The organism is Pseudomonas sp. 10B238 (assembly GCF_000970615.1).
Lineage (GTDB): Bacteria > Pseudomonadota > Gammaproteobacteria > Pseudomonadales > Pseudomonadaceae > Stutzerimonas.
On sequence record NZ_KQ033936.1, the window covers coordinates 40770 to 66232 of the forward strand.

Here is a 25463-nt window from a genome sequence, read left to right on the forward strand (position 1 = left end):
CTCCCATGGCCACTCTTATCAGCGAACGCGGCGCCCAGGCCATTTGGCGCGACTATCTGGAGCTAACCAAACCAAAGGTAGTGGTCCTGATGCTCATCACCTCATTGGTGGGGATGTTCCTCGCGACGCGCTCCGGTGTGCCCTGGACCGTTCTGTTGTTCGGCAACCTCGGCATTGCCCTCTGTGCCGGTGGCGCGGCGGCGATCAATCATGTGGTCGACCGGCGCATCGACTTGGAAATGGCGCGCACCCACAAGCGGCCGCTGGCACAAGGACGGGTCGCGCCGGCCGCTGCTTTGCTGTTCGCCCTGGTGCTCAGCGTTGCCGGGATGGCCCTGCTGCTGGCCTTTACCAATGCACTGGCGGCATGGCTGACGCTGGCCTCGCTGATCGGCTACGCGGTGATCTACACCGGCTTTCTCAAACGCGCCACGCCGCAGAACATCGTGATTGGCGGCTTGGCAGGCGCCGCGCCGCCGCTGCTCGGCTGGGTTGCGGTAACCGGGCAGGTGACGGCCGAACCGCTGCTGCTGGTTTTGATCATCTTCGCCTGGACGCCGCCGCACTTCTGGGCGCTGGCCATCCACCGCAAGGATGAGTACGCCAAGGTCAACGTGCCGATGCTGCCAGTGACCCACGGCGAGCACTACACCAAAGTGCATATCCTCCTGTACACCGCGATGCTCCTGGCCGTGAGCGTCATGCCTTTCGCCATTCACATGAGCGGCCCGCTGTACCTGGCTGCGGCCGTGCTGCTGGGTGCGCGATTCCTGTTCTGGGCCGTGGTGCTCTATCGCGACAGCCGCCCGCATGCCGCCATCAAGACCTTCAAATTCAGCATCTGGTACCTGTTTGCGCTGTTCATCGCCTTGCTGGTTGATCATTATCTGCCGCTGACCTTCTAAGCCGGCCGCCAAGGACCTTCATGACACGCATCCAGAAAACCGTAATTGTTCTAGTGGCGCTGGTTGCGCTGGTCATCGGCCTGACGGTCTACAAGGTGCTCAACACCGAGCAGCAACTCGATACCGCCGACCTGCTCGATGCCGGCATCGTCATGCTGCCTCAGGGCCGCGATGTGCCCAACCTGACGCTGACCAACCAGGACGGCGAGCCGGTATCCATGGAGCAGCTGCAGGGACGTTGGAACCTGTTGTTTTTCGGCTACACCTTCTGCCCGGACATCTGCCCCGCGACGCTCGCGGAACTGCGGCAGCTGCGCACTAAACTGCCGGAAGACGCGAAACAGCGGATGCAACCGGTTTTGGTCAGCGTCGATCCCGAGCGAGACACGCCGGAACAGCTGAAGAAGTACCTGGAATACTTCGGCGCCGGCTTTATCGGCCTGACCGGTTCGCTGGACGACATCCAGGAACTCGCCAATGCCGTCGGCGTACCCTTCATCCCTGCCGATACCTCGAAAGAGGACTACACCGTCGACCACGGCGGCAACCTCGCCCTGATCGGCCCCGACGGCCGTCTGCGCGGCTTCGTCCGCGGGCCGCTGCGTACCGAGAAGCTGGCTGAGCAGCTGCCGGCCGTGCTTGCACTGGAGTAACGGTTACCTCGGCTCAGCAGCGGTTTAAGCACCACCCTGGTCTGCCGGTGCTAGAAACAAGAAGGCCCGCACGTGGCGGGCCTGTCTCAAGTGCAACGGGGCGGCGCTGTACGCCGCTCCTCCTGCTGTCGCGCTTAGAACGCCGGAACCACGGCGCCTTTGTACTTCTCATTGATGAACTGCTTCACCTCTTCGCTGTGCAGCGCTTCAATCAGCTTCTGCATGGCGGCGCTGTCCTTGTTGTCCGGACGGGCGACCAGGATGTTCACGTACGGCGAGTCGTTGCCTTCGATGAACAGGGCGTCTTCGGTGGGGTTCAGCTTGGCTTCCAGGGCGTAGTTCGTGTTGATCAGCGCCAGGTCGACCTGAGTCAGCACGCGCGGAAGAGTGGCGGCTTCCAGCTCACGAATCTTGATGTCCTTCGGATTCTCGGCGATGTCCTTCGGCGTGGCGGTGATGCCGGCGCCGTCCTTCAGCGTGATCACACCGGCCTTCTGCAGCAGCAGCAGGGCGCGGCCGCCATTGGTCGCGTCGTTGGGGATCACCACGGTTGCGCCATTGGGCAGCTCGTCCAGCGACTTGTGTTTGCGTTTGCTCGAGTAGGCGCCGAAGGGCTCGATGTGCACGCCGGCCACGCTGACCAGCTCGGTGCCCTTGCCCTTGTTGAACTCATCCAGGTACGGCTGGTGCTGGAAGAAGTTGGCGTCCAGACGCTTCTCGGCGACCTGAATGTTCGGCTGCACATAGTCGGTGAAGACTTTCACCTTGAGGTCGACACCCTGCTCAGCAAGCTGGGGTTTGACGAACTCGAGGATCTCGGCGTGCGGAACGGCAGTGGCGGCGACGTTGAGTTCGTCGGCGGCTTGGGCGGAGAAAGCCGCGACAGCGGCAAAGGCGGCAAGCAGTTTTTTCATGGAGGGCTCCTTGTGGGTTCCTGTATCGGTGCCGGTTAGGCAGTTATTTTCTTGAAAAATGCGTTACCAACTTGTCTCCGACGCTCTGCAGTACCTGGACCAGAACCAGCAGCAACACCACGGTGACGACCATGACGTCGGTTTGGAAACGTTGATAGCCGAAGCGGATGGCCAAATCGCCGAGCCCGCCTGCACCCACCACGCCGGCCATGGCGGTGTAGGAAACCAGGGTGATGGCGGTGACGGTTACGGCAGCAATGATGCCTGGGCGAGCCTCGGGCAGCAGGGCATTGAAGATGATCTGCCGGGTGGTGGCCCCCATCGCCTGAGTGGCCTCGATGATGCCGCGGTCGACTTCGCGCAGCGCGGTTTCCACCAGTCGCGCAAAGAACGGCGCGGCACCCACCACCAGTGGCGGAATCGCCCCCGCCACGCCCAGCGAGGTGCCAGTGACCAGCACCGTGAAGGGAATCATCACGATCAGCAGAATGATGAACGGCAATGAGCGCAGCACGTTCACCACGAAGGACAGAAAGCCGTACAGCGGGCCGTTCTCGAACAGCTGGCGCGGGCCGGTCAAGAACAGCAGCACGCCCAGCGGCAGGCCGAGGATGATGGTGAACAGCAGCGACCCGCCGAGCATCAGCAGGGTGTCCAGAGTCGCCAGCCATATTTCGTACCAGTCGACATTCCCCAACAAAGAGCTAAACAAGGCGTCCATCAGCGCAGCACCTCCACATGCACGTCAGCTGCATCCAGCTGGGCCAGGGCAGCACCCATGTCGCCCCCCACCAGCGCCAGGGTCAGCTGGCCGTAGGGGGTGTCCTTGATGCGGTCGATGCGTCCCGAGAGGATGCTGAAATCCACACCGGTCTCCCGGGCGACGGTGCCGAGCAGCGGCTTGTAGGTGGCTTCACCCTGGAAGGTCAGGCGAAGAATCCGGCCGGGGACATGGGCGAAATCATCGTGCTGCTCGCCTTCGTCGACTGCTTCGTCTTCAAGGACGAAACGTTGCGTGGTCGGATGCTTCGGGTGCAGGAATACCTCGGTGACCGGCCCCTGTTCGACAATCTCACCGCCATCCATCACCGCGACGCGGTCACAAACACGGCGGATCACATCCATCTCGTGAGTAATCAACACGATGGTCAATTTCAGCTCGGCATTGATCTCGGCGAGCAGCTGTAGCACCGAAGCAGTGGTCTGCGGGTCGAGAGCGCTGGTGGCTTCGTCGCAGAGCAGAATGTCCGGCTCGGTCGCCAGCGCGCGGGCGATACCGACGCGCTGTTTCTGGCCGCCCGACAATTGCGCCGGGTACTTGCGCGCCTGATCTTTCAGGCCGACGCGGTCGAGCAGCGCGGCGACCCGGCTGTCGATCTCGCTGCGTGAGTGGTGACCCGCCAGGCGCAGCGGCATGGCGACGTTATCGGCGACAGTCTTGGACATCAGCAGGTTGAAGTGCTGGAAGATCATCCCGACCCGCTGACGGAAGCGGCGCAGGCCGTTGGCGTCGAGCGCCGTGACGTCTTCTCCGTTGACCAGGATGCGGCCACCGGACGGTTCTTCCAGACGGTTGATCAGGCGCAGCAAGGTGCTCTTGCCTGCACCGGAATGGCCAATCAGGCCAAACACTTCGCCTGCACCGATAGTCAGTTCGGTCGGCTTGAGCGCAGGCACTTCTCGAGCAGTGCCCCGGCCGGCAACCCGATAGGTTTTGTGGACTTGCTGAAATTCGATCACGGGCGAACCTTGTGGGTGCGGTCGTATGTGCCTGGATGGTGGCGAAAGGCGTGCATTCTACGCATTTGCAGCGGGCGGGCGTAGCGAACTGCGGTGATTGAGACAAGCCATCGCCTCTATAGTCTGAGCAAATCGTCGTAGCTCGCAACCTTGAGCGGCTTTATCGGGTCACTAACTGGTACGCCGTGAATTGATCAAGTGTTGGGCCGCATGGCCCGATTTCTTCGCGGTTCAGCACACCCGCTCAACCGAGGCCCATGATGACGGACAACAAAGATCCTAAGAACAGCGAGCTCGCCGGTACCGACACTGTCGATCGCAAGAACCACAACGCCAAGCTCGATCAGCTCGAAACCTTTCGTTCCGATGCCACAGGCGAGGCCCTGAGCACGAACCAGGGCGTCAAGATCGCTGATAACCAGAACACGCTGAGGGCAGGCGAACGGGGACCCTCGCTGCTCGAAGACTTCATCATGCGCGAGAAGCTGACCCACTTCGATCACGAGCGCATCCCCGAGCGCATCGTCCACGCCCGCGGCTCGGCTGCCCATGGCGTGTTCGTCAGCTATGACGACCACAGCGCGCTGACCAAGGCTTCATTCCTCGCCGGCAAGGGCAAGGAAACCCCGGTGTTCGTGCGCTTTTCCACCGTGCAGGGCTCGCGTGGCTCGGCCGATACCGTGCGTGACGTGCGCGGTTTCGCCACCAAGTTCTACACCGACGAGGGCATCTTCGACCTGGTCGGCAACAACATGCCGGTGTTCTTCATTCAGGATGCGATCAAGTTTCCCGACTTCGTGCATGCGGTCAAACCCGAGCCGCACAACGAAATTCCGCAGGGCCAGTCGGCCCATGACAGCTTCTGGGACTTCGTTTCACTGACCCCCGAGTCGGCGCACATGGTCATCTGGGCCATGTCTGACCGCGGTATCCCGCGTAGCCTGCGTGCCATGGAAGGGTTCGGCGTGCACACCTTCCGCCTGATCAATGCCGAGGGCGTGAGCCGCTTCGTCAAATTCCACTGGAAGCCAGTAGCCGGCGCCTTCTCCCTGGTCTGGGACGAGACGCTGAAGCTGGCCGGTAAGGATCCGGACTTCAACCGCCGCGACCTGTGGGAGTCCATCGAGATGGGCGACTATTTCGAGTGGGAGCTGGGTGTACAGGTGGTGGAAGAGGCCGACGAGCACAAGTTCGATTTCGACCTGCTCGACCCGACCAAGATCATTCCGGAAGAGCTGGTACCGGTGCAGAAGCTCGGCAAGATGACGCTCAACCGCAACCCGGACAACTTCTTCGCCGAAACCGAGCAGGCCGCCTTCCACATCGGCCACATCGTGCCCGGCATCGATTTCACCAACGATCCGCTGCTGCAGGGCCGGCTGTTTTCCTACACCGATACCCAATTGCTGCGTCTGGGCGGGCCGAACTTCCACGAACTGCCGATCAACCGTTCGATTGCGCCGGTACACAACAACCAGCGTGATGCGTTTCACCGGCAAACCATCAACAAGGGCCGCGCTAACTACGAGCCCAACTCCATCGACAGCGGCTGGCCGAAAGAAACCCCGCCAGCAGCCAGCGGCGGCGGGTTCGAGAGCTATCCGGAGCGCATGGAAGGCCATAAGGTGCGGGCACGCAGCCCTTCGTTCGGCGACCACTTCTCCCAGGCGACCTTGTTCTGGAACAGCATGAGCGCTCCGGAGAAGGAGCACATCATCGGCGCCTACAGCTTCGAGTTGGGCAAGGTCGAGCGCGTCTTCATCCGCGAGCGTCAGGTCAACGAGATCCTTGCCAATATCGATCTGGAACTGGCTCGCCGGGTTGCTGAAAACATCGGCGTCACGCCGCCGACCGCGCCGACAGTCAGCCTCAAGCAGCCGAACCCGGCCAGCTCACCGGCGCTGAGCCTGATGAATCACCTATCCGGCAATATCAAGTCGCGCAAAGTGGCGATCCTTATCGCCAACGGCGTGGACGGTAAGGCTATCGAGGCTTTCAAGCAGAAGCTGGCAGACGAGGGTGCAATCGCCAAATTGATCGGTCCGTCACCGGCTCCGGTCAAGGCGGCTGACGGCACGATGCTCACGCCTGATGCAGCGATGGATGGCATGCCCTCGATCGCCTTCGACGCGGTCTTCGTCCCGGGCGGCGCGCAGAGCGTGCAGGCCATGGCCAAGAATGGCGTGGCTAAGCACTACCTGCTCGAGGCCTACAAGCACCTCAAGCCCATCGCGGTATTGGGCGAGGCGCGGCAGCTGCTAACCGCACTCAACCTGCCGGAGGATGCCGGTCTGGTGGCCGGTGATGACGGTGATGTTGCTAGGGTATTCACGGCGTTCGCCCAGGCCCTGGCGCAGCATCGCATCTGGGCGCGCGAGGCGGCTGCGGAGCAGGTTCCGGCCTGATCCTAGCGGCATGTCCAGAGGCGGCTCAGTTTGTTCCGAGCCGCCTTTTTTATGCCTGGAGGCTGCGTGTCAGCTCAGCTCAGCTCGCGCCAGTGCAGGTAGCAGCGCAAGTCAAATTCGGTCTGCGCGTAACCCGGCATCATGTGTTCGCAGAGCTTGTAGAAGGCGCGGTTGTGATCGCTCTCGCGCAGGTGCGCCAGCTCATGCACGACGATCATCTGCAGGAATTCCGGCGCCGCTTCCTTGAACAGCGCAGCGACGCGGATCTCCTTCTTCGCCTTCAGCTTGCCACCTTGGACGCGTGAAACGGCGGTGTGCAGGCCCAGCGCGCGATGGGTGAGGTCGAGGCGGTTGTCGTAGAGCACCTTGTCGATGTTCGGCGCGCTTTTCAGGTGGCTCTGGCGCAGCTGCTGCACATAGCCGTACAGCGCCTTGTCGCTCTGCACCTGATGGCGTTGCGGATAGCGGCGCTCAAGGTAGTCGCCCAGACGCTGCTCGGCGATCAGCTGACGAACCTGTTGTTGCAATGATTCGGGGTAACCCTGCAGGTATTTGAGCATGGCAGGCGCAGCAGTCATCGCGTTAGGCCCTACGCGGCCAGGCAAAACTGAGCAGGAATATCGCGGCCGCCGAGACGACAATAGACGGGCCGGCCGGCGTGTCCTGATACCAGGACAATGCAAGTCCGCAGCAGACCGCCAGCAGTCCCAGCAGGCTGGCACCCAGGGCCATCTGTTCCGGCGTGCGTGCATGGCGCTGAGCGGCAGCGGCCGGAATGATCAGCAGTGAGGTGATCAGCAGCACACCGACGATCTTCATCGCTACGGCAATCACCATCGCGATCAACAACATCAGGGCCAGGCGGATGGCGGCCACCGGCAAGCCTTCTACCTTGGCCAGTTCCTCGTGCACGGTAACCGCTAGCAAGGGCCGCCATAGCGGGATGAGCGCCAGCAGCACCAAGGCGCTGCCACCAACGATCCAGGCCAGATCGGTCGGGCTGACGGCCAGCAGATCGCCGAATAGATAACCCATCAGGTCGATGCGCACGTCCTGCATGAAGCTCAGCGACACCAGTCCAAGCGACAGCGTGCTATGGGCGAGAATACCCAGAAGGGTGTCCGAAGCCAGCGGCTGGCGCTGCTGCAAGGTCACCAGCAGCACCGCCAGCAGCACGCAGCAAACGATGACCGCCAGGGTCAGGTTGACCTCGAGCATCAGACCCAGCGCGACACCAAGCAGGGCGGAATGGGACAGCGTGTCGCCAAAATAGGCCATCCGCCGCCAGACCACGAAGGAGCCAAGCGGGCCGGCGACCAACGCCAGCGCGAGGCCGGCGAGCAGGGCATTCAGTAGGAAATCTGGCATATCGATCAATGCTTGCAGTTCGGGCCGTGGACGTGAGGTTTGCCGGTCACTACGCTGCCGTGCAGGTCGTGGCTGTGGTCGTGCTGATGGTGATAGACCGCCAGGCTGCGAGCATCCTGGCCGAACAGTTCGACGAACGCCGGGTCAGCGCTGACCTGTTCCGGGTGGCCGGAGCAACAGACGTGGCGATTCAGGCAGACCACCTGGTCGGTGGCGCTCATCACCAGATGCAGGTCGTGGGACACCATCAGTACGCCGCAGCCATAGCGCTCGCGCAATCGTCCGATCAGCCGGTAGAGCTCGGCCTGGCCGGCCACATCGACACCTTGGACCGGCTCGTCCAGCACCAGCAGCTCCGGTTCACGGAGCAACGCGCGGGCCAGCAGCACCCGTTGCATCTCGCCGCCGGAAACCGATTGCAGCGGACTGTCGATGACGTGCTCGGCGCCCACTTCGTTAAGCGCCGACAGCGCCGCGGCTCTATACACTCCCGGCACCAGGCGCAGAAAGCGCAGTACGGACAGGGGCAGGGTCGGGTCGACGTTAAGCTTCTGCGGCATGTAGCCGACGCGCAGCTTGGGTTTGCGCCAGACGGTGCCGCTGTCCGGCTTGAGCAGGCCGAGCACGGCGCGCACCAGAGTGGTCTTGCCGGCGCCGTTGGGGCCGATCAGGGTCACGATCTCGCCCCGGTGGACCTGCAGCTGAGCGCCTTCGAGCACCGCCTGGTTGGCGAAGCGGACATGAATATCGTCCAGGCGGATCAACGCTTCGTTCATGCCGCGTTCCTGCAGGGGGCGCACAGACCAACGACCTCGACCGTCTCACCTTCGACTTGGAAACCGACGCTGTGCGCGGCCTGATTGATGGCCTCGCTGATGGCAGGTCGCTCAAGCTCAATGGCGGTATGGCAGTTGCGGCAGATCAGGAACTGGCCCTGATGCGGGTGTTCGGGGTGGTTGCAGCCGATGAACGCGTTGAGTGAGGCGATGCGGTGCACCAGCCCGTTCTCAAGCAGGAAATCCAGCGCGCGATAAACGGTAGGCGGCGCGGCGCGGCGGCCGTCCTGGGCCGTCAGCTCGGCGAGGATGTCATAGGCGCCGAGCGGCTTGTGGCTCTGCCAGACCAGCTCCAGTACGCGTTTGCGCAGGGCGGTCAGGCGCACACCGGAACGTTCGCAGAGGAGGTCGGCTTCGGCCAGAGCATGGCTGACGCAGTGGTTGTGGTCGTGGGGCGTGCAGGCCAGCGGAGACTTGGGCATGAGCGAGACGATGTGGTTGAGAGACGTTATTATGTTACCCATTCAGTTCAATCGAGTGTTGCCCGTGTTTCGTCTTTTTTCGATACCTCTTCTAGTGACCGCTAGCCTGTTCAGCAGCGCCCAAGCCCATGCCGAGATCGAGGTGCTGACCAGCATCAAGCCGCTGCAGCTGATCGCCGCTGCCGTTCAGGACGGTGTCGGAAAGCCTGCCGTTCTGTTGCCGCCGGGTGCCTCGCCCCACCATTACGCCATGCGCCCGTCCGACGTACGGCAGATTCGCAGCGCCGATCTGTTCTACTGGATCGGTCCGGACATGGAAGGTTTTCTCGCGCCGGTGCTGGAAGGCCGCAAGCGGCCGAGCGTGGCGATACAGTCGCTGCCCGGACTGACCCTGCGCCACTTCGGCGACGCAGCCGGCGAGCACGAAGCCGAGCATGATCGTCACGACGAGCATGCACACGAGGCGCACGGCGAGCATTCCGACCAGGCACATGATGAACATGACGACCACGCTCATGAAGCCGCCGCCGACCACGAGGAACACGACCACGCCCATCGTCCCGGCAGCCTGGACGCGCACCTCTGGTTGTTGCCTGCCAATGCGGTGACCATCGCCGAAGGCATGGCGCAGGACATGGCCAAGGCCGACCCGGCCAACGCTGAGCGCTACAGAGCCAACCTGGCCGCATTCAAGCAGCGGCTGGATGCGCTGGATAAGCGGCTCAGCCAGCGCCTGAGCGAAACCCGAACCAAGCCGTTCTTCGTCTTCCATGAAGCCTTCGATTATTTCGAAGCCGCTTATGGGATCAAACACGCAGGCGTGTTCAGCGCCGGTGGCGAAGCCCAGCCCGGCGCGCGACATGTTGCCGCCATGCGAGAGCGTCTGGAACAGGCCGGTCCGAGCTGCGTGTTCTACGAGCCACCGGTTCGTCCGCGTCTGGCGGATAGCCTGATCCGGGGACTGCCAGTCAAGGTGACCGAGCTGGACGCGCTGGGTCATGGCATCGACGCCTCGGCGGGCGGCTACGAGCAGTTGATCGATAACCTCGGTCGCTCGCTGGCGGAATGTCTGGAATCGCTCTGACCCTTGGTTCATAGCGCTCGGCGGCAACGCTCCGCCCGGCGCTTGTCCGGGTCGTCCGTCGGCCGACTTGATGCGCGTCATAGTGCTTCTGGCGCTCATGGCTATGCTTCGTGCTTTGGTTTCCACTCCATCGACACGAGGATGCGCAGCGCATGGCGAAGACGGACGGGCCCATCACGGCAGAGACGAAAACCACCCCAGAAATCGCTCTTCAGACGGCCTCCGAAGACATCTGGGCGCAAAAATACCGCCTGACCCGCAAGGACGGTAGCGCCGTTGATGACAGCGTCGACGCCACCTGGCAGCGGGTTGCCCGCGCGCTTGCTGATGTGGAGGAACAGGATGCCCGTGAGCACTGGTACGAACGCTTCCTCTGGGCGCTGCGCAACGGCGCCATCCCCGCCGGGCGGATCATTTCCAACGCCGGCGCGCAGGACTACAAACCGGCCACCTCGACGATCAACTGCACCGTGTCCGGCACCATCACCGACTCGATGGACGACATCCTCGGCAAGGTGCATGAAGCCGGCCTGACGCTCAAGGCCGGCTGCGGCATCGGCTATGAATTCAGCACCCTGCGGCCGCGCGGCTCTTTCGTCTCTGGCGCAGGCGCGCATACCAGCGGGCCGCTGTCGTTCATGGATATCTTCGACAAGATGTGCTTCACCGTCAGCTCCGCCGGTGGGCGCCGCGGCGCGCAGATGGGCACCTTCGACGTCGGCCATCCGGACGTGCGCGAGTTCATCCGCGCCAAGCGTGAAGACGGCCGGCTGCGTCAGTTCAACCTCAGCCTGCTGATCACCGACGAGTTCATGCAGGCGGTGGAAAGCGATGCGGACTGGCCGCTGATTTTCCCGCTGCACATGAAGGAAAAAGCCGAGCTTGATCTGGCCGATGCCGAACAGGTGGTGTGGCGCGAATGGCCGAGCCATGACGGCTACATCGTCCGCGACGACGGCCTCGTGGCCTGCAAGATTTACGGGCGGGTCAAGGCGCGACATCTGTGGGACATGATCATGGTCTCCACCTACGACTACGCCGAGCCGGGCTTCATCCTCATCGACCGGGTCAACCAGTTGAACAACAACTGGTGGTGCGAAGCTGTTCGCGCGACCAATCCCTGTGGCGAGCAGCCGCTGCCGCCCTACGGCTCTTGCCTGTTGGGCTCGATCAACCTGACCCGCTTCGTCACTGACCCCTTCGGCGCCGATGCGCGCTTCGATTGGGACAAGTATCGCGAAGTGGTGCGTGTGTTTACTCGGATGCTCGACAATGTGGTGGAGATCAATGGCCTGCCGCTGGCGCAGCAGCGCCACGAAATCGAGAGCAAGCGCCGCCACGGCATGGGTTTCCTCGGGCTCGGCTCGGCACTGACGTTGCTCAAACTGCGCTATGGCAGCGCCGAAGCTTGCGTCTTCACCGAAGAAGTCGCGCGCGAGATGGCGCTGGTCGGCTGGGAGCAGGCGTTGGATCTGTCGAAGGAAAAAGGCCCGGCGCCTCTGCTGACCGAAATCTTCGAAGTCACCGCCGAGATGCTGCGCAAGCGTCCAGAAATGAAAGCCGATGGTTACAAGCTGGGCGATCAGGTGCCGGGCCGCGTATTACACGCGAAGTATTCGCGCTACATGCAGAAGATCGCCGAATACGCGCCCGAGCTGATCGATCAGCTGGCCGAGCAGGGCGCACGTTTCACCCACCACAGCTCCATCGCGCCCACTGGCACCATCAGCCTGAGCCTGGCCAACAACGCCTCCAATGGCATCGAGCCAAGCTTCGCCCATCACTATTCGCGCAACCTGATCCGCGCGGGGCGCAAGGCCAAGGAAAAGATCGAGGTGTTCAGCTATGAGCTGCTGGCCTATCGCACGTTGATCAACTCGCGCGCCAAGCCGGGCTCGACCGAGCCGGGCGAGCAGCTGCCGGAGTACTTCATCACTGCCGACGATGTCACCCCGACGCAGCACGTCGACATTCAGGCCGCAGCGCAGAAGTGGGTCGACTCGTCGATTTCCAAGACCGCCAACGTGCCCACCGACTACCCATTCGAGGCGTTCAAGGACATCTACCGCTATGCCTGGCGCCAAGGTCTCAAGGGCTGCACCACTTTCCGCTTCAATCCGGCGGCGTTCCAAGGTGTGCTGGTCAAGGAAGCGGATCTGGAAAAGACCCTGTACCGCTTCATTCTCGAGGACGGCAGTGTGGTCGAGCTGAAAGGCAATGAAGAAGTCGAGTACGACGGTGAGGTCAATTCTGCCGCCAACCTGTTCGACGCCTTGAAAGAAGGCTACTACGGCAAATACTGAGTCCCGACTGATAGCCGGGCGGCTCGCACCGTCCGTGGAGAACATGCAATGACCGTAAAGATCACTCAGCGCATCAAGGGCTTCAAGGTCGTCGACGAGACCTTGGAGCGCCCCGCCGTCACCGCCGACAACGCCACTGGCAAGGCCACTGGCAAGGCCACCGTGGTGGAAATGGATGAAAGTTTGCAGCGCCCCGAAACACTCGTCGGCATGACTTACAAGATCAAGTCGCCGCTGTTCGAACATGCGCTCTACGTCACCGTCAACGATGTGGTCCTCAACGCCGGCACGCCCCACGAGCAGCGGCGGCCGTTCGAGATCTTCATCAACTCGAAGAACATGGATCACTTCCAGTGGATCGTCGCGCTCACCCGGATCATGTCTGCAGTGTTCCGCAAGGGGGGTGACTGCACCTTCCTCGTCGAGGAGCTGAAAGCGGTGTTCGATCCCCGCGGCGGCTATCTGAAAAAGGGCGGCGTCTATATGCCATCCATCGTGGCGGAGATCGGCGGCGTATTGGAGCGCCACCTAATCCACATCGGCATGCTCGAAGGTCATGCCTTGGACGAGACTCAGCTCAAGTACCTGGCGGAAAAGCGCGCCGCTTACGAGGCCAGCCAGGGGGCGGTGACCGTCGAGCCGGGCGAGGGCTTCCCGGCCGGTGCGCAGCTGTGCAGCAAGTGCAACACCCAGGCGGTGGTGCAGATGGATGGCTGCGCCACTTGCCTGAATTGCGGCAATTCCAAGTGTGGTTGAGGGTTGGTGTCGCTGGGGCTAACGCCGGTTGGGCCGTTATCGGGGCTAGGGCCAACCCACTGGCTACCAGAAAACCTGGCCAGCCGCTGTAGCAAGCGGGCGATACGCCGGCGTATCTGGCAGAACCAATCTGCCCAGCGACTAGCAGCGAGAAAATTGCTGTCGATACTTTGCCGGAGTGAGTGCAGTCAAATCCTTGAACATCCGTCGCATGTTGGCGTCGCTGCTGAAACCCAACTCTGTACTGATGGCGTTGACCGGTGCTGAGGTCAGGGTGAGGCGTTCACCGACTTGGCTCAACTTGATGCGCCGTGCGTAGGTGGCCGCCGGTACGCCTGCCTCGCTTCTCACCTTGCGTGCCAGCGTGCGCTCGGACATGCCCAGTTCAGACGCCAGCTTCAACAGGGTGATTTGGTCGGCCGGCAGCCTTTCCACTAGGGCGTGTACCTGACGGAGTAGCGTGCTGGGCTGCTTGATGAGGCTTATGGCCTGAAAGACGTCATGTGCCTGTGCAGGGCGTGGGAGCACCATCAATTTGATGAGGTCACGAAAGATCGCTGGGCTGACGTGTTGCTCGATCAGCGACTGTGCAATGGGTAGATAGCCATTCACTCCCGTAGCGGTGGCGTTGTGCTCGTTGAAAACGCAATTTTGCTCGATCTGCCAGCGAACCTTCGGATAACGCTTGAGCATGGTGTCAGCCAACCACCAGGTCACGGTCGCGTGTTGATTACTCAGCCGGCCACTCGCAGCAGCCAGGCAAACACCCACGCAGTAGCTCCATAACTGGCAACGTTTTCCTCGTATCGATAAGGCCGCCACGAGATCTGCATTGGCTGCCAACGCCGTGTCGATATGTTCCGCCGACTCTGCCCAGAACCCAGGTATCAGTAAGGCTTCGAGCGCACCGTCATGGATGGCGTGTGTTGCTTCCAGAATCAGGCCATGGGCACAGGCAATCGGTCCTTTATGCAAGGCCATGAAGCGCGTTTCAAAAAGCTGCTGCCCGGTTCGACGGTTGGCGGCATGCAGCATATCCGCAAAAGCGAGCAGCCCGGCAGGCATGCAACCGGGGTACAGGAGAAGGCCTACCTGAAGGGTTCTGGTCATGGCTTGAAATGAACTGAATATGTCTAAGTTGGCCATTATGGCGACGGCGATGGATTGGCACCATGAAGTCATACCTGAAGGGGGCTTCATCATGAAAATTCAGCAAATTCGCAACGCCACAATCATTGTCGAACTGGGTCCTTACCGCATTCTCGTCGACCCCATGCTGGCCAGAAAAGGAGCGCTTCCTCCCCTGCGGATACTGTCCGCTAGGCAGAGAAACCCGGTAGTTGATCTGCCCGATTCAACAGGCGATGCGCTCGAGGAGGTGACGCACTGCTTGATTACCCACTGCCAGAAAGGCCACTTCGATCACCTCGACCGGGCAGCCAAGCACTGGCTTAGAGAGCGGCAGACGCCCGTCATCTGCACCCCGCACGATGCGTCGCATCTCGCGGAACGGGGCCTGAACGTCCAGTCGCTTCCTGACGATCATGAGCAGCCGAGCCCGTTTCTGGGTGGGGTTATCCGCACGGTCGGCTGCACTCATGGCAAGGGCCTGGTCGGGAAGCTGATGGAGCACGGCGTCGGCTATCTGATTGAGCTACCCAACGAGCCCAGCCTGTATCTGGCTGGCGACACCCTTCTCACTGCGACAGTTCGGGAGTTCGTCTTGCGGCATCAACCTCAGGTCTGCGTCGTTCCCGCAGGGGGTGCACGTTTCGACATAGGCGATGAGATCATCATGGGCGTAGACGAGGTACTTGAGTTCACGCAACTGAGTCGGGGCAGGGTGATTGCCAACCATCTAGAAGCGATCAGCCATTGCCCAGTTACCCGAGCGGAATTGGCAGCTGCAGCGATTGGCGCCGGTGTGGCCCACCGGCTGGTTATCCCGGCCGATGGGCAGACGTTAACAGTGAATGATTGAGCCGATACTCAACAGACAGCTATGGAGGCGTGCATGGTTTCCATGATGCGGAGGTGGGCCGGGGCTCCGAGGGGGAGCGCAGCTGCTGCTTGCGGCTCCACGACAGATCGGACGTCGATGCTGCATTGCCCACGGCCCGCTCCGTCAGGTCACTACGCGATAGCACGGCTCGTAGGGTCGGCCGCCGGGGAGTTTCATGCGGTGTTGCTGGACAAATGCCTGCAGTAACTTATCCAGTGGCTTCATGATCGCCGTGTCGCCATTGATTTCGTAGCGGCCGAACTGCTCGATGCGGCGAATGCCCTTGTCCTTGACGTTACCCGCGACGATCCCGGAGAACGCCCGACGCAGGTTCGCCGCCAGCAGATGGGGCGGCACGTCGCGGGTCAGCTGCAGGCTGGCCATGTTTTCGTGAGTCGGGTCGAACGGGTGCTGGAAGCCATCCTCGATTTTCAGCAGCCAGTTGAAATGGAAGGCGTCGTTACGCTCACGGCGGAACTGCTTGACCGCTTTCAAGCCTTCGGACATCTGCCGGGCTACCTCGGCCGGGTTGTCGATGATGATCTGGTACAAGCCCTGTGCTTTTTCGCCGAGGGTGGCGCCGACGAAGTCACGCAGCTGCTGCAAATACGGCGCGGCACTTTCCGGGCCGGTGAGGATGACCGGGAAGGGCACGTCGCGGTTGTCCGGGTGTAGCAGAATGCCCAGCAAGTAGAGGAATTCCTCCGCCGTGCCGACGCCGCCGGGGAAGATGATGATGCCGTGACCGACGCGGACGAAAGCTTCCAGGCGTTTTTCGATATCCGGAAGGATCACCAGCTCGTTGACGATCGGGTTCGGCGCCTCGGCGGCGATGATGCCCGGCTCGGTCAGGCCCAGGTAACGGCCGCCGACGATGCGCTGCTTGGCATGAGCGATGGTCGCGCCCTTCATCGGGCCCTTCATCACGCCAGGGCCGCAGCCGGTGCAGATATTCAGGTTGCGCAGGCCCAGCTCGTGGCCGACGCGCTTGCTGTACTTGTATTCCTCGGTGCTGATCGAGTGTCCGCCCCAGCACACCACCATGTTCGGCTCGACGCCGGGACGCAGCGTGCGAGCGTTGCGCAGTAGATGGAAGACGTAATCGGTGATGCCCTGGGAGCTGCTCAGGTCGATGCGCGGGCTTCCCAGTTCGCTTTCGGTGTAGACGATGTCACGCAGCGCACTGAACAGCATTTCGCGGGTGCTGGCGATCATCTCGCCGTCGACGAAGGCATCGGCCGGCGCATTGAGCAATTCCAGACGCACACCGCGATCTTGTTGGTGGATACGTACTTCGAAGTCGTCGTAGGCCTCAAGGATGGTCTTGGCGTTATCGATGCGCGCGCCGGTATTGAGAATGGCCAAGGCGCACTGGCGGAACAGCGTGTACGTACTGCCACAACCAGCTTCGCTCAGTTGCTGGACTTCCCGTTGGGACAGCGTCTCCAGACTACCTTTCGGGGTAACCGAGGCATTGATTACATAGCGTGAGGTCATGCGTGTTTTCCCTGAAAACAATGCGGCCTGGCCGAGACGGGCAGGTGCATCAGGATGTTGAGCGCCACGGCGGTGGGCAGCGGCGTATGAATAGGGCCGTCCGAGCGGGCAGTGCGCCAGGGGACAGGGTTGCTGCTCGGCGCAGCGGCTAAACCCATAGCCGCAAGCTGCTTGCTGGTGCCGGCTGTATCTTTCCAGGTGCAACGATGCGCCTGGACGGGCTGTACTTGACGTTTAACCGGCGAAAACGTTCCTGAAATCCCCTCCTGGGGCATTGCTCTGTTCATGCGTACATCCCGTACGGTCTTAGGTGCAGGAACTTTGACCGCGAGCATGGCTGTTTGATTGCGCACGGCGTGAAGGGTTTTTCCGGCACGGCGCGCGGGGCGGCCTTCCGCTTGAAGAGGGCCTTAAAAGGCAAACGGCAGGGCGCTGTGGCAGTGCTGACGGGCGCTAAGCATACGGCGGAATTCGTCGGGATCCTTGATCAACACCGGTTGGCCAGCGAACTTCTGCGCCGCGATCAAGCGCGACAGCCAGAAACGCACGCAGGCGACGCGTAGCATCGGGCGCCATAGTTCGGCCTCGGCCGGGGTGAAGCGGCGCAGGCTGGAATAGGCAGCCAGCAATGCCTGGCTGCGCGTCTCATCGATCTCGCCGTTGGGGTGCGAGCACCAGTCGTTAATGGCGATGGCTATGTCGTAGAGCATTGGCCCGGAACAGGCATTGTAGAAGTCGATCACGCCGGTCAGGTGGCTGCCCTCGAAGAGCAGGTTGTCGCGGAACAGGTCAGCGTGCAGGTTGGCTCGCGGCAGCGCCAGAAGCTTCGGCTTCAGTTCGGCAATCTCTGCAAGGCTGTCACGCAGCAGCGGCATTTGCGCGTCGTCTAGCGACAGCGCCAGGCTCGGGCCTTCTTCCTGCATCCAGTCCAGCCCACGGTCGCTGCGCCGCTCGATGATGTGGTCGCGGGTCGCCAGGTGCAGTCGCGCCAGTAACCGACCCACTTCAGCGCACTGATGGGGGTTGGGTGCACTGACGTGTTTGCCGGCCAGGCGCGGTTGCAGCAGGGCCGGCTTCTCCGCCAGCGTACGTAGCGCTTCGCCGCGGTCGGTACGCAGGGCATACGGCACCGGCAGTCCGGCGCGATGCAGCACGTCGAGCAGCTCGATGAAGAAGGGCAGATCCTGGCGCGGGCCGCGCTCGATCAGGGTCAGTACATACTCACCCTGCTCCAGGCTAACGAAGAAATTGCTGTTTTCGCTGCCAGCCGCGATGCCCTCGAAATCCCGCAGCCGCCCAAGCCCATAGGGCGCCAGGAATACCTCGAGCTCTTCGCGTTGCAGGGGCGTAAAAACCGACATGGGCTGCCTTCCGTTAGGTGTGCTGCCAGGTTACCAGCTGAAGATTTTCCAGGCCGGGATCAGCATGTCCGGCTTATCGGCGCGGATGAAGTTGCTGTCGCCATCGGCGCGCACCAGGAAGTACGGCTTGCCGACCTTGGGCGTGATCTTCACTGCATAGAGGAAGCCATTGACCCGGTATTCCTCAATCGTGCGATCACCTTCCTGGCGAATTGTGACGTCGGGTTCGCCATCGACCGATTCCTGAGCGAAACCGCTCAGCGGCACCAGTGCCAGCAGCCCGGCCAGCAGCAAAGGTTTGAATGTGCGCATGATAACCTTGTCCCTTTGTCGTCAAGTGGTCCTGTGCATTCTAGCCGCGGACCCGTCGAAAAGGTTGATCCTGCTCATGAGCCAAGCGCCTCTCGTTCTGGTGGACGGTTCGTCCTACCTCTACCGCGCCTTCCACGCCCTACCGCCGCTGACCACCTCGACCGGCAAGCCCACCGGGGCGGTCAAGGGCGTGCTGAACATGTTGCTGTCGCTGCGCCGGCAGTACCCGGACAGCCCCTTCGCGGTGGTCTTCGATGCCAAGGGCCCGACCTTCCGCGACACGCTGTTCGCTGAATACAAATCCCACCGTCCACCGATGCCCGACGACCTCCGCGGCCAGGTCGAGCCGCTGCATGCCAGCGTCCGCGCCCTTGGCATGCCGCTGCTGTGCGTCGACGGCGTCGAAGCCGACGACGTGATTGGAACACTGGCGCGCCAATGCGCGGCGCTGGGACGCGACGTGATCATCTCCACCGGCGACAAGGACATGGCGCAGCTGGTGTGTCCGCATGTCACCCTGGTCAACACCATGACCGGCAGCGTCTATGACATCGAAGGCGTGAAGAACAAGTTCGGCGTTGGTCCGGAGCTGATCATCGACTTCCTCGCGCTGATGGGCGACAAGGTCGACAACATCCCCGGCGTTCCTGGCGTTGGTGAGAAGACCGCCTGCGGCCTGCTCAACGGCATCGAAGGCGGCATCAAGGGGCTCTACGAGAATCTCGACAAGGTTTGCGACCTGCCGATCCGCGGTGCCAAGTCGCTGGCCGCGAAACTCGAGGAACATCGTGACGCTGCGTTCATGTCCTACGAGCTGGCAACGATCAAGATCGATGTGGCGCTGGACGTACAGGTCGGCGACCTGATGCCCGGTGAGCCGCACCGCGAGGCGCTGATCGCCTTATATCGCGAGTTGGAGTTCAAGAACTGGCTTGACGATCTGCTGCGTGAAGCCAAGGCCGCCGGAGGGGATTGCGAGGTGCAGCCCGAGGGCTGTTCGATCCAGGCCGAAGCCGAGTACAGCACGATTTTCGAGCAAGCCGAGTTCGACGCCTGGCTTGAACAACTGAAGGCCGCCGATTGCTTCGCCTTCGACACCGAAACCACCAACCTCGATGCGCAGAAGGCACAGCTGGTGGGCGTGTCATTTGCCATCGAAGCGGGCAAAGCGGCGTACGTACCGCTGGCCCACAGCTACATGGGCGTGCCGCAGCAGCTCGATCGCGACGCCGTGCTCGCGGCGCTCAAGCCGCTGCTGGAAGACCCGAGCAAGCGCAAGATCTGCCAGCACGGCAAATACGACATGAACGTATTGATGCACTACGGCATCGAGATGCGGGGCATGACCTTCGACACCATGCTCGAATCCTACGTGCTCGACGCCACCGCGACCCGCCATGACATGGACAGCCTGGCGCTCAAGTACCTGGGCCGCGGCACCATCCGCTTCGAGGACATCGCCGGCAAGGGCGCCAAGCAGCTGACCTTCGACCAGATCGCCGTCGAGCAGGCCGGGCCTTATGCAGCGGAAGACGCCGACGTGACGTTGCGCCTGCACCAAACGCTGATGAGCAAGCTCGAAGCCACACCTTCGCTGCTCAAGGTCCTCAACGAAATCGAGATGCCGTTGGTGCCGGTGCTGGCGCGCATCGAGCGCAACGGCGCGCTGGTCGACGCCAATCTGCTCGGGCTGCAGAGCGTCGAGCTGGGTAACAAGCTGGTCGAGCTGGAGCGTGAGGCGTTCGAGATCGCCGGCGAGGAATTCAACCTGGGCTCGCCGAAGCAGCTCTGCGCGATCCTCTATGACAAGCTTGGCTGCCCGGTGCTGTCGAAGACCGCTGGCGGTCAGCCGTCTACGGCGGAAAGCGTGCTGGCCGAGCTGGCTGAGCGGGACTACCCGCTGCCCAAGGTGATCATGCAGCACCGTAGCTTGAGCAAGCTCAAAGGCACCTACACCGACAAGCTGCCACAGCAGATCAATCCGCGCACCGGACGTATCCACACCAGCTACCACCAGGCTGTGACCGCGACCGGACGTTTGTCTTCCAGCGACCCGAACCTGCAGAACATCCCGATCCGCACGGCAGAAGGCCGCCGGATCCGTCAGGCCTTCGTCGCGGCGCCGGGTTACAAGCTGCTGGCCGCCGACTATTCGCAGATCGAGTTGCGCATCATGGCGCACCTGGCGCAGGACGCCGGGCTGTTGTACGCCTTCCAGAACGACCTGGACGTCCACCGTGCCACGGCGGCCGAAGTGTTCGGCGTCGAGCTGGACCAGGTCAGCAACGATCAGCGGCGCAGCGCCAAAGCGATCAACTTCGGTCTGATCTATGGCATGAGCGCCTTTGGCCTGGCCAAGCAGATCGACGTTTCGCGTGGCGAAGCACAGGCCTATATCGACCGCTACTTTGCCCGCTACCCCGGCGTGCTCGCCTACATGGAACGCACCCGCACCCAGGCCGCGGAGCAGGGCTATGTGGAGACGCTGTTCGGCCGGCGGCTGTATTTACCCGAGATCAACTCGAAGAATGGCGCCATGCGCAAAGGTGCCGAGCGCACGGCGATCAACGCGCCGATGCAGGGCACCGCGGCGGACATCATCAAGCGCGCCATGATCGCGGTGGACAACTGGCTGCAGGAGAGCGGGCTGGATGCGCGCGTCATCCTGCAGGTGCACGATGAATTGGTGGTCGAGGTCCGTGAGGATCTGGTCGAGCAGGTTCGCGAGCAGATTCTTCCGTTGATGAGCGGAGCAGCCCAGCTGGACGTGCCGCTGCTGGTCGAGGCGGGCGTCGGCAATAACTGGGACGAGGCGCACTGACGACACCTGCGAGTCGACGTTCCGTAGTCGGCTCGCTCAGCGGCGAGCAGACGTCAGTTCTCACAGCGGATAGCCGGAAAGGGGCGTTGGCGGAATGCGCCAGGTTAGGGAAGCTGCGTGAAAATGCGGTGAGAGGCGGCTGGACAAGGGCGCGTCGCGTTCGTGCAGCCTCGGGACGCCCCGTTTTAGAGCGGTCACGCCCCGTTATGAAATTATTTTTCGATCCGTATTGAACTGACGGATCGGAAGCCTGGTCATAGGCTACGAAGGGTGTAAAAGCCCTTCGATGCTCCTTGTTGTGTTAAGTGTTGGCAGATCTCTGGATACGCCTATGGCGTTCCGGATTTAGACCTCGAACTTCCCCCTCCCCCAACGAAGTTCGAGGTTTTTTTTCGCCTCGGAAAAAGTACCGGCACGTTGCTGGCAGGTGCCTCCGGCTGCGCCTTCATGTGGCGCTGCCGATCCGCTTCGCTTTGTAGGAGCGAGGGAGGCGCCCCAATTCTTGCCCGTGATCATGGGCGTTGCGCATGGCCTAGCACCTTGCGCGGGATGTGTATCGCCAGCAAGCTGGCGCCTCCGAGATCGGCGTTAACGGGGGCACGGCGCGGCGGACGGGGGTCAGGGTAGCTGCAGACCCCCGCCAGCCTTGTGCAATCCGCGTAGGTGTTCACTGATCTGCGCCAGATTGGTTTCGACGCTCTCGAGCTCCAGCCGTCGCTCTTCGCCGAGCAACAGGCGCACCTCGGCGTTCAGCGCATCGGTAAGCTGATTCAAGCGCGCCTGGCGTTGGTTGCTTTCCGACTCCAGGCGCTGCCATTCGCTGGCCTGCGGTAGCCCGTAGCCGTTGCCGTCGAGCAATTGCGCCGGCTGGCTCAGATAACCGCTGTTGGCAAGGATGCCCTGCAGGGTTTCGTCCGCCTTGGCCAGGCTCCTGTCGCCGTGCTCGCGGCCGCTCAGATAACGATTTTTCAACTCTTCTTGAGCCAGCAGCAGATGCCGGCGCAGCGCCGCCTGTTCGACCAGCAGCAGGGCAGCGCTGGCGCGCAGGTCGGCTTTTTCGATCCAAGGACGGCGTTGTTCGGCGCTTAGCTCTAGCCAGGCTTCGACATCCGTCTGCGGCAAGCCCAGACGCTCGCGAAGCACGGTGAACATGGCCTGGTAGCGATCACGGTAGGAATCGAAGCGATACCCCAGGCGCAGCGCCTCTTGTGGGTCGTCGAGTACGCTGGCATCGGCCAGGCCACGGCTGATCAGGAGCTCCAGCAGGCCGCTGGGCAGGATGCTGTCCAGCGCAACGAGTTCGGGGCGGGCGGTGCCGCTGCGTAGCAGCTTGAGCGTTTCCACCGCGCAATTGTTGGACAGGAAGTAGTAATCACCGTCGTAGCTCCAGTGCATTTCGGCGCTGCGGGTCACCAGGTTCTCGATCTCGTCACGCTGCAGTTTCAGCGGGATCGAGGCGAGGCTGCGCAGTTCGACCTTGGTGTACTCGTCGATCACCTGGCCCAGCGGCAGGACGAACAGGCGTGACGGATAGACGCCGGTGAGTCCGTCCCAGCTCGACAGCTGCACGTCGCCAACGAAGGCGCGGAAAGACAGCACCAGGTGATGGTCCAGATCCAGGCGGCAGTCTGACCCGCGCGGCCGACCTGGCGCACAGATAACCAGGCGCAGCATGCTGTGGCCCCAGCGACTGACCCATGCGTCGTTGGCCTCGGCGAACAGATAGTCAACGGCGTAGACGCGCTCGGGGTCGAGCTCGATCAGCGGGGTGCGCGCAAAGTCGTGTCCGGCATTGAGGATCGGCAGTGCGCCTTTGCATGCCTCCGCTCTGGCCGGTTGCCAGCCGAAATGCTCAGTGAAATAGCGATGCAACAGTGGCCGACGGCAGGCGTAGCTGGGGTCCAGAAGAAAGTACTCCAAGTTCACCGCAACGAATTCCAGTGGGCTGGTCAGCTCATAGGCATCGGGGCTGCGCGCCTGTTGCGCATTTTCGCGCTCGCGCTCGCCACGCTCGCCGACGCGTTGCGGCCAGCCGGCAAGATCAAGCAGATATGGATCATCACTGAGGGTAAATCGGCGCTCGGTCTGGCCGCGGCAACTGTCCGGCAACCCGACCAGGCCGAGGCTGTCGGCGCGTTGATTACAGAAACCCAGTTGCCGATGGGTTTCCGCGGACCAGAGGTGGGCGCGGTCATACAGATGGGCAATCTCATGGACCAGTGTCGCCAGCATCTCGCGCCGCACCGTGCCGTGCGGTCGTTCCGTACGTTGATTGGCCGCGCTGGCATCGGTCAGTGCTGGCAACAGGCGCCGATTGAGCAGCAGCAGGTCGCCGCCGGCACTTCCATAAACCTCGTGGGTCAGCCCGTCATGCCAGCGGACGCGGACGTCCCGGTCCAGACGTTCCATCATCCGCGGCGGCAGCGCGGCTACCGCTTCGTCCAGCAATTGCTGGCTGGCTGCCCGTTCGGCCGGTTGCAGGTCGGCGTCATCCAGGGTCAGGCGCAGTTCGGCAAGGCACACATTGCCGAACGCCATGACCGCAGTGAGCGCAACGCCCAGCCAGCGGGCCCAGGACGGTTTCACTGAGCGAGGATGGCTTCGGCCAGCGCCAGGTCACTGGCTTGTTGTGCTTCCGGGAATGCACCGCGCAGGCGGCCGAGCGCGGCTTCCAGCCGCGCGCCACGAATTTCACCACCGCTGGCGACAAAGCCGGCGGCTTCATCGCGGGCTTCGCTGACGACCTTCATGTCGCTGATGCGGCTGGTCACGTCGGAGGTGAAATTGATGCTGCGGTCCAGGGCGTTGACGACAATATTGCTGGTTGCCACCAGCGTCTGTGCCTGAGCACCGCTGGCAAGAAGGGCCAGGGCAAAAGGCGCGGCGATCAGCTTGAGGTTCATGAGTCTTCTCGAGGGAGCGGAGTGGGTGATTGGACGAGGATAGCCTCGGCCAGTTCAAGGTCGCTGGCCGTCAGCTGCGGTTGCCGCTCGCGTAGCCAGCGCAAGGCTCCTTCCAGGCGAGCGCCACGAAGCTCGCCGTGGCTGGCAACGAACCCGGCGGCGTCGTCGCGGGCGTTGAGGATCAGCTTGTTGTCGAAGGGGGCGCTGGTCACCTGGCTGGCGACGTAGGAAGACGCGACGGTGCTGCCGATGAGGCTGTCGAAGGCCTGCGCGCTGCCGCAGACGCAGCAGCCGGCGAGTACAAGGTAAAGCGAACGCATGTGAATCCTGAGGCTGGACAATCAGCCGGCAAGGCTAGCGAAACGCCAGCCCCAGAGCCAGCCTCATGCTCGCTCACGCCGCGGATCAGAGCGCCAGTATCGCGCCGGCCAGCTGAAGGTCAGTGGCGTGCAGGGCCGGTGCCTGGGTGCGGATGTGCTTCAGTGCCGCTTCCAGTTGAGCGCCACGGGATTCGCCATTGCTGGCAACGAAGCGGGCCGCATCGTCCTTGGCGTCGAGTACCAGCTTGTCATCGCCCAGGTTCGAGGTGATATCGGAGGTGCCTTCCACGGTGTTGACCAGCGAGGCGCCGATGGCGTCGATGGTGCCGGTGATGCTTCCCGCCGACGCGGTGCCTGCCACCAGGCAGGCAGCGGTGGCAACTGACAACAAATACTTGTTCATGGTGTTCTCCAGAATAGACGCGGCTTCCCGCCGATAGTCGCTTTGACCGTCGGGCGGGGCATGCCGTTCAGCTTACGGCTCGACGACGTCGCCTGGAAAGCACCGTATCAGCGCCAGAAAGGCTTGTTCAGCTCGTCCAAGCGCTCGCTGTGGCTGATCCCGACGTCCGCCAATTGGCGCTCGTCGAGCGCGGCCAGCTGCCGCCGGGTCCGCATGCGTTGTTGCCACAGGCGTAGCTGCTGCAGCACCCTATGCAGCGGCGGCAGGCCGATTGCAAGTGTTTGCCTCCGAGTCAGTATGCGCTCCATGAGCCGCTCCTTCCCGCAATTAACGGGGATGGGTTATGGGCAGATAGAGTCGCGTGCCAGGCTGTTACGTAACAGTCACAGGGAGCTTGAATTGTGTCGGTTCAGTTGCGCGAGCAGAACTACTGTACCGGTGCTTCAGGCGCCGAAGTG

General features: G+C 62.4%; 25 protein-coding genes. 8 read left to right on the top strand and 17 right to left on the bottom strand.

Features of this window, described 5'->3' with window-relative positions:
* Positions 1 to 5 precede the first annotated feature (5 nt).
* Complete coding sequence (gene cyoE / locus RT21_RS15540; protein WP_046163435.1) at positions 6 to 905, top strand: heme o synthase; 900 nt, start codon at positions 6 to 8, stop codon at positions 903 to 905.
* Between the two features lie 20 nt (positions 906 to 925).
* Positions 926 to 1558, top strand: coding sequence for an SCO family protein (locus RT21_RS15545; protein ID WP_046163436.1), 633 nt, complete (start codon positions 926 to 928; stop codon positions 1556 to 1558).
* 134 nt (positions 1559 to 1692) lie between these two features.
* Here RT21_RS15545 and RT21_RS15550 read toward each other — a convergent pair whose 3' ends face one another.
* From RT21_RS15550 to RT21_RS15560, 3 genes are read right to left on the bottom strand one after another with little or no spacing between them, the layout of a single operon-like run.
* Positions 1693 to 2472: a MetQ/NlpA family ABC transporter substrate-binding protein gene (locus RT21_RS15550; protein WP_046163437.1), complete on the bottom strand. Its 780-nt coding sequence runs from the start codon at positions 2470 to 2472 to the stop codon at positions 1693 to 1695.
* A 43-nt stretch (positions 2473 to 2515) separates the two neighbouring features.
* Complete coding sequence (locus RT21_RS15555) at positions 2516 to 3193, bottom strand: methionine ABC transporter permease (RefSeq protein ID WP_045422780.1); 678 nt, start codon at positions 3191 to 3193, stop codon at positions 2516 to 2518.
* On the bottom strand, positions 3193 to 4212 hold the full coding sequence (locus RT21_RS15560; RefSeq protein WP_046163438.1) for a methionine ABC transporter ATP-binding protein: 1020 nt from the start codon (positions 4210 to 4212) through the stop codon (positions 3193 to 3195). The genes RT21_RS15555 and RT21_RS15560 overlap by 1 nt, the downstream gene beginning before the upstream one ends.
* A gap of 260 nt (positions 4213 to 4472) precedes the next feature.
* Between RT21_RS15560 and katE the strand changes: the two genes are divergently transcribed.
* Positions 4473 to 6617, top strand: a complete 2145-nt coding sequence (katE, locus tag RT21_RS15565) for a catalase HPII (protein ID WP_046163439.1) — start codon at positions 4473 to 4475, stop codon at positions 6615 to 6617.
* A gap of 74 nt (positions 6618 to 6691) precedes the next feature.
* Here katE and RT21_RS15570 read toward each other — a convergent pair whose 3' ends face one another.
* From RT21_RS15570 to RT21_RS15585, 4 genes are read right to left on the bottom strand one after another with little or no spacing between them, the layout of a single operon-like run.
* The gene (locus RT21_RS15570; protein WP_127840564.1) at positions 6692 to 7177 is read right to left on the bottom strand and encodes a M48 family metallopeptidase; all 486 of its coding nucleotides are present in this window, start codon (positions 7175 to 7177) and stop codon (positions 6692 to 6694) included.
* A gap of 22 nt (positions 7178 to 7199) precedes the next feature.
* Positions 7200 to 7985: a zinc ABC transporter permease subunit ZnuB gene (gene znuB / locus RT21_RS15575; protein ID WP_046163573.1), complete on the bottom strand. Its 786-nt coding sequence runs from the start codon at positions 7983 to 7985 to the stop codon at positions 7200 to 7202.
* A 5-nt stretch (positions 7986 to 7990) separates the two neighbouring features.
* Positions 7991 to 8761, bottom strand: coding sequence for a zinc ABC transporter ATP-binding protein ZnuC (gene znuC / locus RT21_RS15580; RefSeq protein ID WP_046163440.1), 771 nt, complete (start codon positions 8759 to 8761; stop codon positions 7991 to 7993).
* On the bottom strand, positions 8758 to 9243 hold the full coding sequence (locus RT21_RS15585; RefSeq protein ID WP_045431415.1) for a Fur family transcriptional regulator: 486 nt from the start codon (positions 9241 to 9243) through the stop codon (positions 8758 to 8760). Before RT21_RS15585 ends, znuC begins: the two co-directional genes overlap by 4 nt.
* 31 nt (positions 9244 to 9274) lie before the next feature.
* Between RT21_RS15585 and RT21_RS15590 the strand changes: the two genes are divergently transcribed.
* The 3 genes from RT21_RS15590 to RT21_RS15600 all read left to right on the top strand — a co-directional run bounded on the left by RT21_RS15590 (position 9275) and on the right by RT21_RS15600 (position 13386).
* Positions 9275 to 10327, top strand: coding sequence for a zinc ABC transporter substrate-binding protein (locus RT21_RS15590; RefSeq protein WP_234463453.1), 1053 nt, complete (start codon positions 9275 to 9277; stop codon positions 10325 to 10327).
* A 152-nt stretch (positions 10328 to 10479) separates the two neighbouring features.
* Positions 10480 to 12630, top strand: coding sequence for an adenosylcobalamin-dependent ribonucleoside-diphosphate reductase (locus tag RT21_RS15595; protein WP_046163441.1), 2151 nt, complete (start codon positions 10480 to 10482; stop codon positions 12628 to 12630).
* 48 nt (positions 12631 to 12678) lie between these two features.
* On the top strand, positions 12679 to 13386 hold the full coding sequence (locus RT21_RS15600) for a TSCPD domain-containing protein (protein WP_046163442.1): 708 nt from the start codon (positions 12679 to 12681) through the stop codon (positions 13384 to 13386).
* 141 nt (positions 13387 to 13527) lie between these two features.
* Here RT21_RS15600 and RT21_RS15605 read toward each other — a convergent pair whose 3' ends face one another.
* A complete protein-coding gene (locus RT21_RS15605) occupies positions 13528 to 14367 on the bottom strand; it encodes a helix-turn-helix domain-containing protein (protein WP_234463454.1) in 840 nt (279 codons plus the stop codon).
* A 220-nt stretch (positions 14368 to 14587) separates the two neighbouring features.
* On the opposite strand from RT21_RS15605, the gene RT21_RS15610 reads away from it, so the two are divergent.
* Positions 14588 to 15367, top strand: coding sequence for an MBL fold metallo-hydrolase (locus RT21_RS15610; RefSeq protein ID WP_046163576.1), 780 nt, complete (start codon positions 14588 to 14590; stop codon positions 15365 to 15367).
* A 144-nt stretch (positions 15368 to 15511) separates the two neighbouring features.
* Here RT21_RS15610 and ppnN read toward each other — a convergent pair whose 3' ends face one another.
* From ppnN to RT21_RS15625, 4 genes are all read right to left on the bottom strand, one after another.
* Positions 15512 to 16885 (bottom strand): nucleotide 5'-monophosphate nucleosidase PpnN, encoded by a 1374-nt coding sequence (gene ppnN / locus RT21_RS15615; RefSeq protein ID WP_046163443.1) that lies wholly within the window; start codon positions 16883 to 16885, stop codon positions 15512 to 15514.
* Positions 16882 to 17172, bottom strand: coding sequence for a hypothetical protein (locus RT21_RS23630; protein ID WP_156155723.1), 291 nt, complete (start codon positions 17170 to 17172; stop codon positions 16882 to 16884). The genes ppnN and RT21_RS23630 overlap by 4 nt, the downstream gene beginning before the upstream one ends.
* A gap of 123 nt (positions 17173 to 17295) precedes the next feature.
* Positions 17296 to 18246 (bottom strand): homoserine kinase, encoded by a 951-nt coding sequence (locus RT21_RS15620; RefSeq protein ID WP_046163444.1) that lies wholly within the window; start codon positions 18244 to 18246, stop codon positions 17296 to 17298.
* A gap of 30 nt (positions 18247 to 18276) precedes the next feature.
* Positions 18277 to 18558 (bottom strand): DUF2782 domain-containing protein, encoded by a 282-nt coding sequence (locus tag RT21_RS15625; protein WP_046163445.1) that lies wholly within the window; start codon positions 18556 to 18558, stop codon positions 18277 to 18279.
* Between the two features lie 76 nt (positions 18559 to 18634).
* Here RT21_RS15625 and polA point away from each other — a divergent pair, with 76 nt between their 5' ends.
* The gene (gene polA / locus RT21_RS15630; protein WP_046163446.1) at positions 18635 to 21379 is read left to right on the top strand and encodes a DNA polymerase I; all 2745 of its coding nucleotides are present in this window, start codon (positions 18635 to 18637) and stop codon (positions 21377 to 21379) included.
* 618 nt (positions 21380 to 21997) lie between these two features.
* Here polA and RT21_RS15635 read toward each other — a convergent pair.
* From RT21_RS15635 to RT21_RS15655, 5 genes are all read right to left on the bottom strand, one after another.
* A complete protein-coding gene (locus tag RT21_RS15635) occupies positions 21998 to 23917 on the bottom strand; it encodes a DUF7844 domain-containing protein (RefSeq protein ID WP_046163577.1) in 1920 nt (639 codons plus the stop codon).
* Positions 23918 to 23961: 44 nt separating this feature from the next.
* A complete protein-coding gene (locus RT21_RS15640; protein WP_045422762.1) occupies positions 23962 to 24282 on the bottom strand; it encodes a DUF2388 domain-containing protein in 321 nt (106 codons plus the stop codon).
* Positions 24279 to 24602, bottom strand: coding sequence for a DUF2388 domain-containing protein (locus tag RT21_RS15645; protein WP_045422760.1), 324 nt, complete (start codon positions 24600 to 24602; stop codon positions 24279 to 24281). The genes RT21_RS15640 and RT21_RS15645 overlap by 4 nt, the downstream gene beginning before the upstream one ends.
* A gap of 85 nt (positions 24603 to 24687) precedes the next feature.
* Positions 24688 to 25005: a DUF2388 domain-containing protein gene (locus RT21_RS15650; protein ID WP_046163447.1), complete on the bottom strand. Its 318-nt coding sequence runs from the start codon at positions 25003 to 25005 to the stop codon at positions 24688 to 24690.
* A gap of 107 nt (positions 25006 to 25112) precedes the next feature.
* Complete coding sequence (locus RT21_RS15655; protein ID WP_046163448.1) at positions 25113 to 25313, bottom strand: DUF1127 domain-containing protein; 201 nt, start codon at positions 25311 to 25313, stop codon at positions 25113 to 25115.
* Positions 25314 to 25463: the final 150 nt, after the last annotated feature.